Origin of the sequence: Flavihumibacter solisilvae (assembly GCF_000814475.1) — a bacterium.
GTDB classification, from domain to species: Bacteria; Bacteroidota; Bacteroidia; order Chitinophagales; family Chitinophagaceae; genus Flavihumibacter; species Flavihumibacter solisilvae.
In genome coordinates this window covers 1-19,908 of sequence record NZ_JSVC01000004.1, presented here as the reverse complement: position 1 = coordinate 19,908, position 19,908 = coordinate 1, and the positions used below count along the sequence as shown (strand labels likewise).

Annotated in this window: 13 protein-coding genes; 7 read left to right on the top strand and 6 right to left on the bottom strand. The window is 47.4% G+C overall.

Annotated elements, in window-relative coordinates:
* Positions 1-6: 6 nt before the first annotated feature.
* Complete coding sequence (locus OI18_RS03665) at positions 7-780, bottom strand: hypothetical protein (protein WP_039137379.1); 774 nt, start codon at positions 778-780, stop codon at positions 7-9.
* A 178-nt stretch (positions 781-958) separates the two neighbouring features.
* Between OI18_RS03665 and OI18_RS03660 the strand changes: the two genes are divergently transcribed.
* The 3 genes from OI18_RS03660 to OI18_RS03650 all read left to right on the top strand — a co-directional run bounded on the left by OI18_RS03660 (position 959) and on the right by OI18_RS03650 (position 8,492).
* Positions 959-1,708 (top strand): hypothetical protein, encoded by a 750-nt coding sequence (locus OI18_RS03660; RefSeq protein ID WP_039137377.1) that lies wholly within the window; start codon positions 959-961, stop codon positions 1,706-1,708.
* 176 nt (positions 1,709-1,884) lie between these two features.
* Positions 1,885-2,601, top strand: coding sequence for a c-type cytochrome (locus OI18_RS03655; RefSeq protein ID WP_160290188.1), 717 nt, complete (start codon positions 1,885-1,887; stop codon positions 2,599-2,601).
* Between the two features lie 74 nt (positions 2,602-2,675).
* Positions 2,676-8,492, top strand: coding sequence for a DUF3320 domain-containing protein (locus OI18_RS03650; RefSeq protein WP_039137373.1), 5,817 nt, complete (start codon positions 2,676-2,678; stop codon positions 8,490-8,492).
* On the opposite strand, the gene OI18_RS03645 is transcribed toward OI18_RS03650, so the two are convergent.
* The 3 genes from OI18_RS03645 to OI18_RS23580 form a co-directional block, all read right to left on the bottom strand.
* Complete coding sequence (locus tag OI18_RS03645) at positions 8,485-9,303, bottom strand: helix-turn-helix domain-containing protein (protein WP_039137371.1); 819 nt, start codon at positions 9,301-9,303, stop codon at positions 8,485-8,487. The genes OI18_RS03650 and OI18_RS03645 overlap by 8 nt on opposite strands.
* A gap of 13 nt (positions 9,304-9,316) precedes the next feature.
* On the bottom strand, positions 9,317-10,336 hold the full coding sequence (locus OI18_RS03640; protein WP_039137369.1) for an SDR family NAD(P)-dependent oxidoreductase: 1,020 nt from the start codon (positions 10,334-10,336) through the stop codon (positions 9,317-9,319).
* 335 nt (positions 10,337-10,671) lie between these two features.
* Positions 10,672-11,220, bottom strand: coding sequence for an RNA polymerase sigma factor (locus OI18_RS23580; protein ID WP_052272836.1), 549 nt, complete (start codon positions 11,218-11,220; stop codon positions 10,672-10,674).
* A gap of 78 nt (positions 11,221-11,298) precedes the next feature.
* Here OI18_RS23580 and OI18_RS03630 point away from each other — a divergent pair, with 78 nt between their 5' ends.
* The gene (locus OI18_RS03630) at positions 11,299-11,526 is read left to right on the top strand and encodes a helix-turn-helix domain-containing protein (RefSeq protein ID WP_039137367.1); all 228 of its coding nucleotides are present in this window, start codon (positions 11,299-11,301) and stop codon (positions 11,524-11,526) included.
* Positions 11,527-11,615: 89 nt separating this feature from the next.
* Here the strand turns inward: OI18_RS03630 and OI18_RS03625 are convergent, their stop codons facing one another.
* Positions 11,616-12,689: a calcium:cation antiporter gene (locus tag OI18_RS03625; RefSeq protein WP_039137364.1), complete on the bottom strand. Its 1,074-nt coding sequence runs from the start codon at positions 12,687-12,689 to the stop codon at positions 11,616-11,618.
* A 119-nt stretch (positions 12,690-12,808) separates the two neighbouring features.
* Here OI18_RS03625 and OI18_RS03620 point away from each other — a divergent pair, with 119 nt between their 5' ends.
* Genes OI18_RS03620 through OI18_RS03610 form a run of 3 tightly spaced genes read left to right on the top strand, consistent with a single transcriptional unit; the run spans position 12,809 to position 15,294 of the window.
* Entirely contained in the window at positions 12,809-13,645 is an 837-nt protein-coding gene (locus tag OI18_RS03620) for a metallophosphoesterase (RefSeq protein ID WP_240312712.1), read from the top strand.
* Positions 13,646-13,680: 35 nt separating this feature from the next.
* On the top strand, positions 13,681-14,076 hold the full coding sequence (locus OI18_RS03615; protein ID WP_039137362.1) for a hypothetical protein: 396 nt from the start codon (positions 13,681-13,683) through the stop codon (positions 14,074-14,076).
* A gap of 3 nt (positions 14,077-14,079) precedes the next feature.
* Positions 14,080-15,294, top strand: a complete 1,215-nt coding sequence (locus OI18_RS03610; protein ID WP_039137360.1) for an exo-beta-N-acetylmuramidase NamZ family protein — start codon at positions 14,080-14,082, stop codon at positions 15,292-15,294.
* Here OI18_RS03610 and OI18_RS23575 read toward each other — a convergent pair whose 3' ends face one another.
* Positions 15,295-19,833: an eCIS core domain-containing protein gene (locus tag OI18_RS23575; RefSeq protein ID WP_262493990.1), complete on the bottom strand. Its 4,539-nt coding sequence runs from the start codon at positions 19,831-19,833 to the stop codon at positions 15,295-15,297. It lies immediately after the preceding gene.
* Positions 19,834-19,908: the final 75 nt, after the last annotated feature.

Below are 19,908 nucleotides of genomic sequence, written 5' to 3'. Positions count from 1 at the left end.
TTCCTTCTAGTTATACTGGTCAAGCTCTTTGTGAAATGACGATATCTCCTCGCTGGTAATACCCTCGCCTTCCGTTATTTTCCAGATCATCTCCTGGATCCGTTCATAGATCCGCTTCCATTGGGGCGGCTCATACTCCGGGAGGTACTGTTCATGCGGGTTGTAATGGTTCATAAGGCGCAACCCCGGCTTCCCGCCCAGGTACAACAGCAAATCCAGCAGGTTGGGGTCATCGGTAACTTTGTGCGGTTGGTAAAAGCCTTTATTGAGCGGATAGCCCGTCACGTCTTCAGTTGCATAATCTTCCCAGGGAAAGGCCCATTTTTCGTTCAAACAGGCCAGGCCAAGGTAAATAGTCGTTGTGTCCCGGCCCGGTCCAGGACCACCTTCTGCCGGCGGAACCGTCACTATTACTTCAACCGGTGAGATCCCATATTGCATCCGGTGATGGACAAACTGGACAAACGTAAGTCCGGAAGGAATTCTCACCGTTATTGGTATTGTACTGTCGTTCACAAAGCTGATATCAGTGTAAAAAGTGTTTGCAGAGCCGTACAGTTTGCTGAGGTCGGAATTAAAAGCGTGATAGGGCCTGGCCACAACGGATATTTTAGCAGGAAGTACCCAATCCGTGCCTGTTGGCAGTCCCGGATTATCGCCCAACCCGGGCCGTGAGTGTGTACCTTCAATTGGAGAAAGTTCGCCGGAAAAATTCTTCTCTTTAGTGCAGGTCGCAAAACAAAAAACCAGGGCGAGTAAGGGTACTAATAAGCATTTCATATTGCAAAACTAGTCCGCATAGATGGGTGGAAGACCCGGCATACCGCCGGAATGCCCGCATTTTATGCTGAAACAACGAATTTAAGTGGCGGACTTTCTTTACCGGATTTAATATTATATTTACTACACCTTCCCTCTGAGACTCCCTCTCCGTCCAATCACTCAAAAAACATCAACAATGAAGCGCTCTATCCTTCCAACACTTTCGGTGAGTGTAGCACTGTTCTGCCTGTTTTCATGTGGCGGCGGACAACCAGACCAGGATGCCACGGACTCGACAACAGCTGTGAGCACCGACACTACAACTGCGGCTCCGGCAACAGCTGCCCCTGTTAACACCATCATAACCACGCCACAGAACATGATGGTAGTTACTCACAAAGTGGCTGATTTTGACAAGTGGCTGGCATCTTTTGAAGCTCATGATTCTATGAAGCTTGCCCACGGCATCCACAATTATGTAATCGGCCGTGGAGTGAAAGATCCCAACATGATACTGGTTGCAACTAAGGTCGATGACATCGAAAAAGCAAAAGCATTCGGTAAATCAGCTGACCTGAAAAAGGCTATGAAAGAATCCGGTGTACAAGGAACACCTGTTATGAGCTATACGATAATGACATACCAGGATACCGGAACTATCGAGACCGATGTACGTTCCCGCGCAACATTTACAGTGAAGGACTGGACTAACTGGCAGAGATCTTTTGACAGTTCACGCCAGTTAGGGATTGACAATGGCCTCAAGCTTCGGGTATATGGACATGAAGCAGGTAACGATAAAAAAGTAACGGTTGTATCAGCAGTGCTGGACTCAGCTAAAGCACAGGCATTCTGGAAATCAGACCAGCTGAAACAATTGCGTGCAGCATCAGGAGCAATAGGTGAACCCGACAGGTTCATCTTCAGGGTTGTGAAGCGATATTGATGAAACAATATATTTTTTAAGCCCGGTAATGAAGCCGGGCTTTTTTCTGACTGCCATAAAATACAGGTTCAATGCGGGAAAAGATCCTGGCTATACCACTGTGCATATTAATTTCCCTTTTGCTGGTTAAATGCAATCAACAACCGGATAATTCCCTGGCATCGCAAAATGATAGCATGCCTGAAATTAAAACTGAACCTGTCAATTTAGAGCTTTCAAAGCTGGTCCCAGGAAACGACAACATACAAAAAGAAGAAGTCATTGTGGAATGGGATGACTACTTCGGACAAAGAAAAAAATATTCAGCATATCCACTGGTGAAAATCCTGGATACCGTGCTTCGTAATCATCACCTGGATAAAGAGAATACCATCGTAATCTTTGATTGCATTGACGGATACAAGCCCAGTCTGCCAGTTTCAGAATTATATGGAAATATCCAGGGGTACCTGGTAGATGCTTCCGGACCCGACTCCCTTCCACATAAATTTCAGCCATATTACCTTGTCTGGAAAGGTCCAATGATCGAAGTAAAAAAATATCCCTGGCCATATGGTTTGTCTGGATTACAACTTGTATCTGCAAATGAAATGTTCAAGGTTATAAAACCTGCCGGAGCCGATAAATCAACAGGCTTCCAATTATTCTACAGCAATTGCCTGAAATGCCATTCCATAAATAAAATCGGGGGAAAGATGGGACCGGAACTGAATGTGCCGAAAAATATAACTGAATACTGGACAGAACGGGATATTGTTGGTTTTTGCCGTAACCCTGCCAGTTACCGCTACAATAGCGCTATGCCTCCTATTACCAACCTGTCTGATAAAGAGCTTGCTGAAATAGTGTCCTACCTGAAATACATGAAAGGCCACAAAACACATGCGAAATAAACTGTATTTCGTTTTTGGCTTTTAATTTGCCCCTTACAAGCGTACTTTGTTGTTCCAGCTGAAACCATGTGACTATGAAAACGAATACCCTTGGTCTGACGATTCTCCCTGCTATCAACTTCGCATCGCACCAAAACCATATTCCACTGATCAGGAATATCCTCATTACCAATACCGGCAAAACCGATTGGCAGGACCTTACATTTACCATCACCGCCAACCCCGTATTTGCACTGCCCTACAGCCACTCCATCTCCGTACTGCGGCCTGGAGAAAGCTATGAACTGAAGAACAGAACCCTGCCGATCGCACCCCAATACCTCGCTGATCTCACAGAAAAAATAAGCGGCACGCTGGACTTTGCATTACACCAGGGAGATGAAATTCTCCATTCGCAACAGGTAGGCATTGACCTCCTGCCCTATGATCATTGGAGTGGCATTGGTCACCTTCCGGAAATGATCGCAGCATACAGTACGCCGAACCACCCCGAAATTCCTGTGATCATCAGGCGCGCTGCGGCTATCCTGGAAAAATGGACGGGAATCCCGTCTTTCGATGGCTACCAATCCAAAAATCCAAACCGGGTGCGCAAACAGGTGGCAGCGATTTTTGAAGCTATTGCGGAACAACAACTGGTTTACTGTTCGGTACCGGCAAGTTTTGAAGCACATGGACAACGGGTACGGCTGGCCGATGCGATCTTCCGCGACAGGCTGGCCAACTGCCTGGACATTTCGCTGCTGTATTCCGCCTGCCTGGAAACAGTTGGGATTCACCCAATCATAGTCTTTATTAAAGGACATGCATTTATTGGAGCCTGGCTGATAGAAGAATCATTTGCCGACCAGGTTAATGATGACGCGTCACTCCTCAGCAAACGCACCGCAGATGGTATCAACGAGATCGTAGTGGTGGAATCCACATGCATGAACGCCGGGCAAACCGTCGCATTCGATGAAGCGGTGCGACATGCCGATCAAAAGCTGGCCCAGGACTTCCAGTTATTTGTAGATATCAAACGTGCCCGTTTTGGGGGCATAAGGCCTTTGCCACTTCGGGTACCCTCTGCGACTGGTTGGACGATAGTCGAAGAGTCGTCAAAGCAAAGGGGCAACTTATTACCGGAGGACATCCGGATCGGACCAGGCTTAAACCATGTGAGCAAAGTTGATGTTTCCAAACAACAGATCTGGGAGCGCAAACTGCTTGACCTGAGTCTTCGCAATACTTTGTTGAATATCCGGCTGACAAAAAGCATCATCCGGTTCATCACGACCAATGTTGAGGCACTTGAAAACGAACTGGCAGAAGGAACCGAATTCCAGGTGCTGGCGCAGCCTGCTGACTGGGACCTGTCTGGCCGGGATGCCGGTCTTTACCAGGCCATTCATAAATCCGATCCATTATCTGACCTGGTTAACCATGAATTCGGACAGCGGCGATTACGTACATACCTGTCCGAACCCGAACTTGCCGGCAGTCTCACAAATATTTACCGTGCCTCGCGCCTGGCACTGGAAGAGAACGGTGCAAATACTTTGTATATCGGCCTGGGGCTTTTGAAGTGGTTCGAAACCCCGCTGAGTGAAAAACCGCGCTACGCCCCTATCCTGCTGATACCTGTGGAGATCATCCGAAAAACCAGCCACAAAGGTTTTATTATCAGGAGCCGCGAAGAAGAAACCATCATCAATATCACCCTGCTGGAAATGTTGCGGCAGGACTTTGGGATTGCAATAAGTATGGAAAGTCTTCCGCGTGATGAACAGGGCATCAACGTAAGAGGGGTTTTCAACTACATCCGGCAGGCGAGCATGGCCCAGGATCGCTGGGATGTGGAAGAACAGGCTATATTGGGAACCTTCTCTTTCAGCAAATTCATCCTCTGGAATGACATCCACAACAATGCGGAAAAACTATTACAGCACCAGTTGGTATCAAGCCTGCTTGATGGGCAACTCAGCTGGCAGCCTGCACCGGAGATTACAACAACCGATATCAAGGACGCTGTACTGAAGCCTGAAGAGCTGGCACTACCCATTGCTACGGATTCCTCACAATTACAGGCAATACTGAGCGGGGCCAAAGGCCACAGCTTTGTTCTGCATGGCCCGCCCGGCACGGGCAAGTCACAAACCATTACCAATATCATTGCTCATGCTTTGTACGCCGGTAAACGTGTGTTGTTCGTTGCTGCCAAGAAAGCGGCACTGGATGTTGTGGAACACCGGCTGGACGCAATCGGTCTTGCTCCTTTCTGCCTGGAACTGCATTCGAATAAAGCAAAGAAATCGGCTGTACTGGACCAATTGAAACAGGCTACCCAGTCTGGAATCAAACGTGCCCCGGAAGCTTTCCAGCGCGAGGCAAGCCGCCTGTTTGATTTACGTAATGACCTTCATCAATATGTTGAATTATTGCACCGCAGCCATGGATTCGGTTATTCTTTATTCGACCTTATCAGCAGGTATAGCCAGTTGCCTGGATGCGATGATACTGTGTGCTTTCCGGCAGATTCCATTTCCGCATTAACTTCCGATCAATGGGTGCTCTGGGAAGACCGGGTGGCAGAACTGGAAGCAGCAGGAAACGTGATAGGACACCCGAAAGGTCATCCATTGGCAGAATGGCCCGCCCCTAAGTACTCCAGTCAGGTAAAAGCAGATGTAACAAGTCAATTGGTCAGACTGCTCCAGGAACTGGAACGGCTGGCAGACCTCTCCCCTAAAATAAGTACGGTGTTAATCCTGGAAGGTCGGGTAGCCAAAATCAACCAGGAAGATGCAATGGCACGAATGGCAGCAGCGTTGGTACTGTTGCCTGATTGTCCGGCCAGCATGCTTTCGGCAAATGCATTTGAGCAAACTATGTCGCAGGTGCAGGCCATTATCCCTCATGGAAAAAAAAGAGATGCCCTGAGAGCAGAACTTTTACGGGACTTCCATGATGAAATTCTCAGATTCCCTGCAGCAACAACATTAACTGAATGGAAAATAGCTGGGGACAGCTGGTTTTTACCAAGGTGGACTAAACAAAACGCCTTACTGAAAAGATTGAAAAGGTTGTCGAATTCAGGCAGGGTGAACAAAGCAGATATTGAAGGCACGCTAGCAAAACTGATCGATTACCAGCAGGAACAACAGCAACTCGAATCTGCAGGGTGGCTGCATACACTTCTTGACTTTAACTGGCGAAATGGAAACCCGGACTGGATCGCACTTGAAGAAACCGTTCACGTGCTTTTGATCTTACACCGGTCCGCAGCCGATATCCTGCCACTGGAAGAACTTCAGCAATGGCGCAAAACACTGGCAACCAGATTCAGCGAGGGTAGCAAACGCTTTACCGATTATCACCGCGATGACTTCGAAGCCTATAAATCCTCCTATCGAAACATAACCATCCATTTAAATGAGTTAAAGCAACTCGTTGAACTGGATGGAGAAAGATTATTGGCTGCTTCTGCCGACTGGAGACAGGACCTCACAAGCATGACCAGTCGCTGGCTGCAGAATATCAACAAGTTTCGCGACTGGTTTAACTACCGTCAAATTCGCAGCAAATCAATTAACGATGGTCTCACACCATTGATCACCGCATATGAAAACGAGTCATTTGACACCGGTGAACTGGTACTGCATTTCCAAAAAGGCTTGTTTCGTTCCGCAGCCGAATGGATCATTGACAATTCCCCGCTGCTCAGCAGTTTCAACAGTGAACTGTTTGATCAGAAAGTGAAAAGATTCCGTGCCATCAGCCAGCAGTTCCAGCAACTGACACGCGACGAATTGCAGGCCAGGCTTGCGGCTAAAATACCTTCGTTCTCCCAGGAAGCAGCACAAAGTTCGGAGATCGGCATCCTGCAGCGTGCACTCAGGAGCAATGGCAGGGGAATATCCATCCGAAAACTGTTTGATACAATCCCAAACCTGTTGCCGCGTCTCACACCCTGTATGCTGATGAGCCCTATCTCCGTCGCCCAATATTTTGAGCTGGGAAAGTTCCAGTTCGACCTGGTGATCTTCGACGAAGCCTCCCAGCTACCAACATGCGAAGCAATAGGCGCTATTGCCCGTGCAGCACAGGTGATTGTTGTTGGCGATCCCAGGCAGATGCCACCTACGAATTTCTTCTCCACCAACCAGGTTGATGAAGACAATATTGAAAAGGAAGATCTTGAAAGCATCCTCGACGATTGTCTCGCGCTTTCAATGCCATCCCAATACCTGCTCTGGCACTACCGAAGCAGGCATGAAAGCCTCATAGCTTTCAGCAATGCAAACTATTATGAAAACAAACTGCTCACCTTTCCTTCACCGGATGATATTAACTCACGCGTTAAATATGTGCCGGTAGACGGTGTATATGACCGTTCCAATACACGTCAGAATAAGGCAGAGGCAGACGCTATCGTTAATGAAGTGGTGCGCAGGTTAAGCGACCCGCTTCTGTCGGGGCAAAGTATTGGCATCGTGACCTTTAGTGCAGTGCAGCAGATCCTTGTGGATGATTTACTTGACAAGGTTTTCTCTTCCCGCCCAGACCTGGAAAAAACCGCTCTTGAACGCGATGAACCATTGTTTGTAAAGAACCTCGAAAATGTACAGGGTGACGAACGTGATGTGATCCTGTTTTCCGTTTGTTACGGTCCGGATATTGAAGGTAAGGTGAGTATGAACTTCGGACCCATAAACCGCGATGGTGGGTGGCGGCGGTTAAACGTTGCCGTATCACGCGCCCGCATTGAAATGATCGTTTTCTCCAGCCTGCGTTCCGACCAGCTCGACCTGCGACGTACTACTTCAGAAGGTGTGGCCAATCTCAAAGCCTTCCTGGCATATGCTGAAAAAGGAAAGATGGCGCTGGCGGTGAATACCATTCATCGTATGGACGAAGAACACAGTTTTGAAGAAGTTGTTGCAGATGCACTAAGGGGAAAAGGCTATACCGTACATACACATGTTGGCAGCTCCAGTTACAAGATCGACATCGCAGTGGTGGATCCTTCAAACGAGCATCGTTACCTGCTCGGCATTCTCACGGATGGCCGCAACTATTACCAGGCCAATACTTCCCGCGACCGCGAGATCGTGCAGGTGGACGTACTTCGCCAACTTGGCTGGAACATACATAAGATCTGGAGCACCGAATGGTGGGAAAATCCCGGGCGCGTGCTAAGTCGTCTATTTGAAGTACTTGAACATGCAAAACACAACGAAAGCTATGAAATCAAAAAAATAAATGGCGGGGATGAAACCCAGCCCGTCGCCACGAATGAAGAAGCATTCCAGCAACTGGCAGTGGTAGAACCTGCTGACAAGGCAATCTCTCTTGCAAGAGATTACAGGCCTACAGTGCTAGGGGCAATAACCATATCCAGTTCCGATGAATTCCTGTCAACCGTTAACCACTCGCGAATCCTAAACCAGGTAAAACAGGTAATAGAAATGGAAGCTCCAATCAGCAAATCATTATTGACGCGACGCATCCTTGGTGTATGGGGGATCAGTCGTGCAGGATCAAGGATCACGGCTCAACTTGAACTGGCGCTCGACAAACTGGAAGTAAAGCAAGTGGATGCGGGTTACAATACTTTTCTCTGGTCAAAGGATTCAGATCAAAAAACATTTTCCTGTTACCGTGTTGCCCGAAGCGAATCCGGCAGGCGGGCTGCAGAGGACCTTGCCCCTGAAGAAATAATGGCAGCAATGAAAGAATTGCTGTCTAACCAGATCAGCCTGGCGCCTGTAGATTTGGTAAGGGAAACCGCAAAACTGTTTGGATTTACCCGTCTGGGACCAGTAGTGGAGCAGGTTATGGAATATGCATGGAAAAAGGCCGTCGCTTCAGGTTGGTTCCAGGAAAATAATGGACGGATTCTTATCTAATTTTATGTTCCATCAGTTCCGTTGGCGCATAACCGAAATGTTTTTTAAAAGCGTACGAGAAATGTGAAAGATTCTCAAAACCGACTTCAAAGTAAACATCTACCGGCTTTTTCTTTTTTTCGGAAAACTGGTAGTGAGCCAGCTCCAACCGCTTTTGGGTCAGCCATTTTTGAGGAGTGGTATTGAATGCTTTTTTGAAGTCGCGCTTGAAAGTGGTCAGGCTTCGACCAGTGAGATACCCGAACTTCTCCATCGGCATATTGAACATGAAGTTCTTTTCCATGAATCCCACGATATCAATCTTACCCGGCTCGTCAAAGTCTGCAAGGAAATCGTCAATACCTCCGTCAATTGCCCTGAGGATACTGATCGCCTCTATGATTTTCAATGAGGCAATATTTTCAGGAAAATGATCTTTCAGCTCGAAGTAAGGAACGAGGGATGCAAGGCAACTTCTCAACAATGGATGATCATTGAAGGTCCGGATCTTCGGTATTGCCGCGATCCTTGGCTTCAATTCGATATCGCTATAAAAATTCTTCAGCCTGGCTGTGGTCAGGTGCATCACAACTGCCTTATGAGGTAAGCCGTCTTTGGGATAGGTAATAATCGTAGCCAGCTGGTTCCGCGGAATCAGGAAAATATCCCCCGCCGAAAACTCGTACGTGGCTTCGGCCTGCACGATCCGTGTTCCGCCGGAAATAAACCATACCAGCATATGGTTATCAAACATCACTTCCGTCTTAAACAGCTTACTCTCAAAGCAGGAAAGCTTAATGTCCGGCGTTATATATTTCACCGCGTGCTCCATAGTCAAATTTACGTTAACCAACAGAGAATGTAATGCCCGTCATGTCCTCGCTCAGCTTCCACAATTTCTTTGCCCCGGTTTCATCAAGGGAATAAGGTTGCACTCCGCACAATGAAGAAGGTTCATCAAAAACGTGTTTAATATCACCATTGTCAAGAACGGCAACATCGGCGTCCTCACAATACACGCCACCTATATCTTTCAACAATGGACTTGTGGCACACCATACTGTGGTCGCGGCGCCCTGTGGATTTGTTTTCAGTTTCTCCGCAAATTCCGGGAATATTTTCCCATCGGCATCATGGGACCCCATTTGCTGGAAAAGTTCTATTGGCGCTTCACGCCCTAAATCAGTACCGTGTACCGATCCGGGGTGAAGGGAATATGACCGCACATTGAATTCCTTACCGCGGATATCAAACTCTACAGCAAACAAATTGTTGGCAGTTTTTGACTGCCCATAGGCAGCCAGGGTTTCATAGTCACGCCCATCAAAATTCGGGTCATCAAAATTGAACGGTGAAATCTGGTGTCCGAAGGAAGATACATTAATAACCCTGGCGCCGTTGGCCCTTTTTAAAGCCGTCCATAACCTTGCAGTGAGCTGGAAATGGCCCAAATGATTTGTTGCCAGTTGTGATTCATAACCGCGGGAATCGCGCCGTAACGGCACCCACATGATCCCTGCATTGTTGACCAGGAGGTGTAGCGGCCGGCCGGACTCAACAAACCTTGCAGCAAAGGCATCGATGGATTCCGGATTCATCAGGTCCATTGTCTCCAATTCAACGTTTGCAATTCCTTCAAGATTCTTCTTTGCCTTGCTGGCATCCCTGGCAGGAACGATAACTTTTGCCCCCGCCTGGGCAAATGTCCTGGTGGTTTCCAATCCTATGCCAGCATACCCACCGGTTACAATGGCAATTTTCCCTGTGAGATCAATTCCGCTGATCACATCATTTGCTGTAGATACAGCGTTAAAACCTGAGCCGATCGGCTTCTGTAACGCACCCTTGTAGTTGCTCTGTCCCATTTTCTTGATTGTTTTGTTAGGACAAAATTCGAGTGCGTTGAGTTTTCCCAGTTTGTTTAAAAGGCCGAATTTACTTTGTTTAAAAGTCCATATTCAAATACCCATTTCAGTTAGTTTATAAATAAAGGATCAAAAAAACCGGCAGACAGGAGACCACTAATACATGAGAGCAGCCCCTGTCGCCGGAAGAAACATCAGGCAGGTCAGAAAGGATTCCTGGGCTTCTTCACCCAATTGGCTTGGAGTGGGTGGATCTGGATATGTCGAAATGTTGTTCTTATTTTCGTAATGAATCCCGAAACCGGGTCCAGTGGGTACAAATTGATAAGAATATTTTAAACGCCTTTAGCCAGGGCACATCGAATGCGCTTCAACGCACGTTTCTTCTGTGTCTGAATGGTGTGAACTGATAATGATAATCTCCGCGCAACTTCCGCTGCCCGCAAGCCATCAATATAAGAGAGATTAAAAACCACCTGCATCTTTGCCGGCATGGATGAGATTTCCTGACGGATCTGCTGTAACACACGAATCTCCCCTTCCTCTGTCTCCAATCCGAATTGTGACAGGTAATTCCATTCTTCATGCGCCTGCTCCGCTTTCGATTTCGCCTGCAGATATTTGAAGCAGGCATGTCGGATCATCGTATAGAGATATGCCTTCAAACCTTTTATGCTCTCCATCTGTGCCCGGCGTTCCCAAAGTTTGAAGAAAGATTCAGCAATAATATCATCCGCAGCATCTGCTTCACGTGTAAGGCGCAATGCATAACTCCTTAGTCTATGTTTTAGCAACCCGTAAAGGCGGGTAAGCGCAGCTTCGCAACCACTTCGGAAAGCAGGCAGCAGGCTTTCAACATTTTCATATGGATCGTGACTTAACATTATTTACAGCAAACACTTACCTATTGGTGATTGTAACATTTATGGCAACTTTTCACCTTTACCTGCTTATAGGCAAGCGTGAAATCTAAGATCGACTTATATGTAATCAATAAAGTACGCGAGAGGCGAACAGAACTGAACGTCTCCCAGGCAGACCTTGCCAATGAACTGGGCTTGTCGGTAGGTTTTATCGGCAAAGTCGAAAGCTCCAGGTACCCCGCACACTACAACCTCAAGCACATTAATCAGCTTGCTGCCATTCTTAAATGCAGTCCACAGGACTTTATCCCACGTAAGCCTTTATAATACTGATTGGCGAATGTAATTATAATTTCCTTTACTCTCCTATAGGAAAGTATAAAAACCGAAAATTATTTCTGCGTCTTCCGGCAAAATCAGGGCACTATCGAGATAAACAGGTAAGCTGCAAACACCATCAGCAGAACAATTCCGTAGAGGATGTTCGTCTTGCCCGTTATCAGTGAAAGCATTACTGTAAATATTGATAAGACCAGCAATACAGTAGAAGCAGTGTCTATTCCCAGCAACACTGTGGTATCAGTGAATAAGGCAAATATTGCTACTGCTGGAATGGTCAGGCCGGTGCTGGCCAAAGCCGACCCAAGCGCCAGGTTCATGCTGGTCTGGAGCCTGTCTTTCCGGGCATTATGAATTGCGGCGATGCCTTCAGGCAATAGGATTATCATGGCAATAATGATTCCCACCAGCGTTTTGGGAGCGCCGATAGCTGCCACTCCTGACTCGATCGCGGGTGACAACTTTTTAGCCAGCAACACTACTGCGCCCAGGCAAAATAACAGTAACACCAGGCTGATCCATGCGGTTTGGCGTGTAGGCGGTACCGCATGCGCTTCTTCATCTACCGGACCTGCCGGTACAAAGTAATCACGATGGCGGACAGACTGGACAAATACAAACGCCAGGTACAATACGATACACGCAATTGCTACAAAACTTAACTGGCTGTTGGTGTACATCGGGCCAGGATGACTAATGGTATAATTCGGGAGTACCAGGGTTAAAATGAGGATAGCCATTAACGTTACCAGCGCCGAAGTTGCTGCATGCTTTGTAATTTCCTGCTCATGGTATTTCAGTCCACCAACAAGAAGGCACAACCCGATGATTCCGTTCAGAATGATCATACTCGCTGCAAAAATGGTATCCCGGGCGAGCGCCCGGCTTTCTTCGCCTCCGGCCGACATTAATGTAATGATGAGCGATAACTCAATAATGGTTACAGCAAGCGCAAGTATCAGGGTTCCAAACGGTTCACCTACACGGTGGGCTATGACCTCAGCAAGGTGAACTGAAGCCAGTACGGAAGCAATTAGCACGACAGACTGTACTATAGTAACAAGGAAACTGGAACCGCTGATAAAAATAGCGGCCCAGGCAATTACAGGTGAGACTAAGATCCACAATGGGAGATTAAGTTTGTTCTTCATTGGCCTCAAAATAAGCATTTTCGTCAACCTCAATTTCCGGGCGCAACCATTGTATGCTTTAAAATAGCATTAAAATATCAGCTGATCAACGCAAATTGCATCCAAATAAAATCACTATGGTGGTCCGTACTATTAGCATGTTCCTCGTCATATGGGTTGCCCTGGCCGGTTGCGCCGGAAGTCGCAGTTCATCCGGTACATTTTTCTTTATCCAGATGAGTGACACTCAATTTGGGATGTTCAACGCGGATAAGTCGTTTGAAAAAGAAACTGCACATTTTGAACAGGCCGTTGCCGCAGCCAACAAATTGAAGCCCGCTTTCGTGATTGTGACCGGCGACCTGGTTAACAAGCCTTTTGATTCAGCACAAGTCATGGAGTATAAAAGAATTGCAGCAAAGCTGAACCCAGGAATCAAGCTGTATAATGTCCCAGGCAACCATGACATAGGAAATATTCCTTCCGCTGAAGACATAGCCTCTTACAACAAGATGTTCGGTCCGGATTACTATACATTCAGCCAGGATCACATGTTAGGCATTGTATTAAATTCAATGCTGTTGCACAGTCCGCAAAAAGCGATGCAAAAAGCCAGCGCGCAGGAAGCCTGGCTGCAATCCGTGCTGGAAAACACTCAAAATGAAAAGTGGCAGCACATCGTTATTTTCCTGCATCATCCATTCTATCTCGAACAACCTGGAGAAGCTAACGGTTACTTCAACATCCCGCTTGACACCCGTAAAAAATACCTTGAACTCTTTCAAAAATATAGTATTCGTTATGTATTTGCCGGCCACTATCACCGCAATGCATATGGGCAGCCTGGCAGTCTCCTAATGGTAACGACCGGCCCTGTTGGCAAGCCATTGGGCAAGGATTCATCCGGGTTCCGGATAGTCAAAGTCACCCCGCAAGCCATTTCCCACCAGTATTACCCACTGGACTCCCTACATTAATCTGAATATTACGCAATAGGTACTATATTGGCCTGATGAACACTAAACTTGTTATGAGTGCCAGCGCGGTATTTCTTGGTGTCATTGGCATCTCGCTTAGTTTCCTGGCAGATGAGATAGCTGCATACCTTCAAATTGGCTCTGCACCTATTGATCACCTGGTACTGCAGGTTCTCGGTGCATTTTACTTTGCATTTGCCTTGCTTGACTGGATGGCAAAAGGAAGTTTTATCGGTGGAATTTACAACCGGCCGATTGCCATCGCGAACCTGGCTCACTTTCTCATCGGTGGCTTAGCAATGATAAAAGCACTCATGAACCATCCGGCCCTTCCCTGGGTAATTGCCATTATAGCAGGACTGTACCTGGCATTTGCGCTTGTCTTTGGCGTCCTGTTTTTCCGCACACCTGTACCATCTAAAGCTGCATAACAGATGAAACTCAATATTACTACAGCATTGATCCTATTGACTGCCATTTCGTTTTCCTGCGCCCACAAAATGAAAACAGAAAGCAGCAGTGCCAACCACATTGTTACCGGCGCAGACCAGACTGAAGCATATATCGACTACTTAAAGAACAAAAGAGTCGCAGTCCTGGCGAATCCAACAACCATCATCGGCCAGTCGCACCTTGTGGATAGCCTGCTCAAACGTGGTGTCACAATCGTAAAAGCATTTGGTCCTGAGCACGGATTCAGGGGAAACGCCAGCAATGGAACTAAAGTTGCTGATGAGAAGGACCCGGCCACTGGCATCTCCATTATTTCCTTATACGGCAGCAAAAGAAAACCTTCGGCCGCAGACCTGGCTGATGTTGATCTCGTCATCTTCGATATCCAGGATGTGGGTTGCCGGTTCTACACATACATCAATGTTTTAAGGGATGTAATGGAAGGCTGCGCAGAAAACGGGAAGGAACTCATGATCCTCGACCGGCCTAACCCCAATGGCTACCTTGTGGATGGCCCGATCCTAAACATGCAATACAAATCAGGGATTGGCCAGTTTCCCATTCCTATCGCGCATGGAATGACGATCGCTGAATTTGCGCAAATGATCAATGGTGAAAATTGGATGCAGGGCAAGACCTGCAAGCTCAAGATCATCCCGGTAAAAAACTATGACCATAGGATGGAGTATACCTTGCCGGTAAAGCCCTCGCCGAACCTGAATACCCAGCAAAGCATCATGCTCTATCCTTCCACCTGTTTATTTGAAGGAACGATTCTAAATCATGGCCGGGGCACTTATTCACCTTTCACAATATTAGGAAGCCCGAAACTGAAGGATAAATATCCCTTTACTTTTACTCCAGTAAGTATCCCGGGAATGAGCGAAAGCCCGTTACACATGAATCAAGAGTGTTTTGGCATCGACCTGCGGAACTACGATATTGCCCAACTGCGCAAAACCGGCAGGATCAACCTCCAGTGGATGATCGAACTGTACCAGGCCTACCCGGATAAAGCGAGATTCTTCGACCAGTCGCAAAGCAAACAAATAGGCAGTATCGATAAACTATCAGGGAATGCGGAATTCCGCCAGCAAATCATCGCCGGAAAATCTGAAAAAGAGATAAGGGATTCGTGGGAACCAGGACTTTCACAATACCGGGAAATACGGAAAAAATATCTGTTGTATCCATAATCAGACATCAATATCCTGGTTGATGTTCTTCATGATCCATTCAGGTTTATCAACGTCGGGTATTCTTCCCCGGAAATCGTCGATCACTTTTTGTGAAGCAGCATTCGAATTGCTTTCAAATTTAATCGGCGCTGCTTTAACTGTACTGCCGCCACCTTCTTTCCAGGTCACTTCGATCTTGTAAGTAAAGGCCCGGATCCGCTCACCACTTGCAGTCTGGATATAACCTTCATACGTTATGGACTGAAGCTTGCGTGAAATTTTTGGTTTGGTAACAGCCTGTGTTGATGTTTCAAGAATAATTTTCTGTCCCGGTGGCATCAGATCCCGCATAGAGCGAATGAACTGTTCAATTCCATTGTTCTGCAATCGCTGGTTCACGAACCGTGGTGCATAGAAGAGTGCAAACGGACTTTCCCAACCGAAGCCCTGGCCAAAGGAATGCGCACGTTCTGTCCCTTTCAGTATTGCCAGGCCTGATTCCGTAGCAGTGTAAAACTCCCTTTCAAGGTGTTGTCTCCCAATGGAAGATTTGATATCAGCCTCGTGATGGTAAACACCATCCTTGAACCAAACCCTTTCGCCGCCCGGGTACTCAATGACTGTCTTGCCGTTAAATACACTTACTTCATTGAAATTATAAGCTACTTCCAATACCTGGTAATCCTTTGGCGCTTTTGAAAGTGCACTCACCTCTTCAAGCCTGCGCAGCCGCAGTTCAAATTTCGCCAGTGCTTCCAATTTAGCCTTTGGTACGTTTTCTCCATATTTCGCCATGCCTTTCCTAATCTCTGCGAGCTCTTGTTTAAGCACCGGGCGGTCATCGAGCACCGACTTAAAGATAAGTTCCAGTGCAGGGCATTTTTGTCCTTTTACCGAAGTGCAACGACCAATGTCGCCGTTCTTATACACTTCCACTTCATGTGCCTTGTCAGGAGTAGAGGCATGGCCCTTCATGTCGACTTCCCGGTCGGTTTCATACTTATCTGTTTTTTTCGGGCCGCCTTCATCCGCTTCCTCCTCCACTTTCAGTTTAGCGAAAGTGCCGTCATTTTGTTTTTGCAGGAAGAACTCCCTCATCTTAGGATCAATCCAGTTGCCGTCAACATCCTTTATCCTTGACCGAACCATAGCATTATGATAGTCCCGTTCTTTTACCAGGTTATTGACAAGCGAGTCGAGTTCGCTGGAATTACCGACCTTAAATTCTGAACGCACTGCGACCAGGGCGAAAGTGCCGGATATAAGGGCGTTCTTAATGATTTCGGTGCGCATAGCAGAGCGTTTCCTTGGGTCATTTGCATACACTTCTTCCACCATTGCCAGGTCCCTCAATGTCGTGTATCCCACAAGGCCGAGATTGGTGAGTGCGTCTGCTTTTTGTATTATCAGCAGCGATCGCTCAAGTTTCACGATAGTCGAAAGTTTGCTGAGCATGCCAACTGTCAACGCGCCCTGCTCTGCTTTGGAAAGATCACCTGCAAGTTCAGCAGTGGTTACGAGCGTTTTCAGTGTGTTCACCTTTGACAATTGCACCAATGCACCAGCTCCCCTTAAGACAGGGCCTGCAACATTCAGCAGGTCCATTGCCAGCTCAACGTCGGCATGCAAACGATGGTTGACAGCTCGGTTGTAGATATTATCAATGGCCAGACCTGCACCAACGATCATGGCGCCAAGTCCGAGGTAAGCAGCAAACACAGCAAGTGCACCACCGGTAAAGATCGTTCCGATAATTAATGCAATGATGCCTGCAATTGCAGCCACAATTCCCAAAATCCTTTTTACTTTTTCCCAGGTACCCGGGGCACTTGGCACTTCTCCTTTGTAATCAGGACCCGGCACGCGGTAGGCAATATAACCTTCGCCATAAGCGCATTTTTCCCCAAACTTTGTGAATGCTTTGTGTACGGCATCTTCATCTCCTCCATGCCGTGCCGTTTTGCTGCTCTCACCTTCATATGCTTCCTGTGTTTCACCTGTTGTTACATCCACGAGCATCGCATGAGAGTTATCATTAAGCAATTCATGGCCAATTCCAATGGTCAGCAACAGCGGGTGCACCTGCCCGGTAACGCGACTCACCAATCCCACTACCGGCGCCGGCTGGATCTTATAACCTTTCAAATTTTTCGCAAATTTGCCCACCCTGCCGATCACAGCATTCATCTGCTCGATGCTTTTCTCGCCTTCCTTAATAACATTCTTTAACCTGTCTATTGGCTTTTCATCGCCTTTGGTGGTTTCAGCCCATTGCCACAGGTTTAAAATGACCGAAAACTCTTCGTCAGAGATCTTTCCTTTTTCTGTGTCTGCCAACAACAGGTCCCTGACTGTATTCACTTCGTTTGCCCTGCTGTAAATATTTTCGAGCTTTTTAGCTGCCTGCACAATCTTTTCCTGTTCGCTTATACTAAAAACTGTACCTTCTGTCAACGTTCTCTTTTCCTGTTTTTCCAGTGACTCAAGTTTCGCCTTCAGTTCTTTTTTCTTTTCGTCATCCTTTTCATTTTCTATTTCTGTCCTAAGTCGTTTCATCTCTTTCAGGCGTTCATCCCTTACGCCTCTTGCCATCTCATATCCTTCTGTGAGGTGTACTGTAAAGAATGCTTCACTGGGGTAGGTGTAATGACCATCGCCGGGTTCAGGCAGGGCAAGACAGAAAATAGCATATTCGCCCGGCTCCATAGGCATATCAATCACTGCCTGGTTGTCGTAGCTGGGATGAGTGCCATAAATATATCCAAGCTTCTTACCCTGGGTTATTTCCTTTGGTGTCAGTTCCGACATGATTCCCCTCGCCACATCAATAGCCGGGTTCTTTCCTTTCAGCTGAGCACTTCCCTTGAACCATTTTTGCAAGGCTTTCCGGCGGTCGGCCCATGGCACCGGCATGTTTTCCATATCGGTTTTTGGAATTACCTCGCTGACCCGGTAAACATCCCAGGTATAGATCACTCCCCTGTACCGGGTAAAGGTTTCCGAAACAAGTGCCAGCCGCGACATATTGATCTGCATGAGCATGTCCAGCTTTGCGCCAGTCACGGAACGGAAATCATCGCGCACGTTGTAGGAGATAATTTCAGCGGGGAATGGCTGGTCAACTTTCGTAAAGTTTTCAGGCTTGGCATCATAAGGTTTGATCTCATGTCCCCTAAGCGACAGGGTTGCCTGTTTAACTGCTTCGAAAAGGCTCTTAATATCCGTATTCAAAGTCAGTGGAGAGGCCATCACTCCATGCTTCAGGGTCATTGTTGCTTTTTGGTTTTCATCCTGGCCGGGGATGTACAGCCACAATTGCAGGAACGGGATATCGGCATTATCTTCCTGGGTTGTCAGCCCGGTTTTATCAGGCAGGTCTGCTGCGCCGGGCCGGTCTTTTCGTTCCCCTGCGATCAGGCTGTCAACTTCCGTCTTGATCCTGTAGGCCCACATCATTTTCGGATCAAGCGGCTTACTGCCAGGGGTAACCTGTTCGGGCGTGCGCAGTTGACGAATGCGGATCCGGTCGCGGATTTCCTGCAGCTTAGCTTTCCTGTCATCTTTTTCAGCGATATCAAAATAAACCTGCAGCGGCTTTTTCGGGTCTGCTGATAGCTGGGACGCACCGGCACGCCATTCCTGCTTCGATTGTGAGAAATAAACGTAGAATGCATCTGGCAGATCGGTCGAGAAGTGGTCAGCCTGTTTCAGAACATGGATAAGCGTCGACATCTCCTTCTCGTAAGCGACCATCCATTGGGGTTTGGGCGGTTTTGCTGCTCCCTCACCACCGCCTTCGGACTTTTTGCCACTGCTCTGCCCGCCGCCGCTACCTCCCAGTACAATAACAGCGAACCCCGGGTTCTTTACATTTTTCAGGTAATGCTCTTTGTCTGATTTCCGTGCAAACCATTCGGGAATCGTCAGCTCCTTATCTACCGCATCGAAGATCTTTTTGGCGTCGGGTGTATCACGGCGACCTCCGATCATAACAAAAGTTGTAGTAAGATCATCGTCGCCTTTCTCGATATACTGGTTTCCGAGTATCCCCAGCTTACCATCAGGCAAGCCTATAAGGAAATAAGGAGGAAGATCCATTTTCTTCAGCTGGTAAGACCCAAGGCTTTCTTTTTCAACTCCTTTTTTTCCATTGCTCACATTGTACATCCGTCCCGTTGAGCCACTAACAATTAGTACCTGTACAAGATCAAAGGGTGCAGCTAATTTTCCCAGTGCAAAAAAGAGGTAGGAAATATTCTTGTCAACATCACTCGTTGCTAATTCAGGTGCAATTTCAATATCACCTGCCTTGCGCTGGATGGCTTCGGAACCATTCTGCTGGATGACATGTGTAAGCTCATGCGCAAGCAACTGTTTCCCGGAATAAGTGTCGGGCGAATACCTGCCGGCATTGAAATAAATATCCCGGCCAACTGTAAATGCCTCAGCCCCCAATTGTGTCGATAGCTGTGCCGCATCTTCATTGGCATGAATGCGGACGCTGGAAAAATCAGCACCAAAACGATTCTCCATGAATGATCGCGATGAAGCGTCCATTTCATTTCCTCTTCCTCTCCCCGCCTCTATCCCGCTGCTGACAGCCTCACCCGGTGTTTCTCCACCCGATGATTT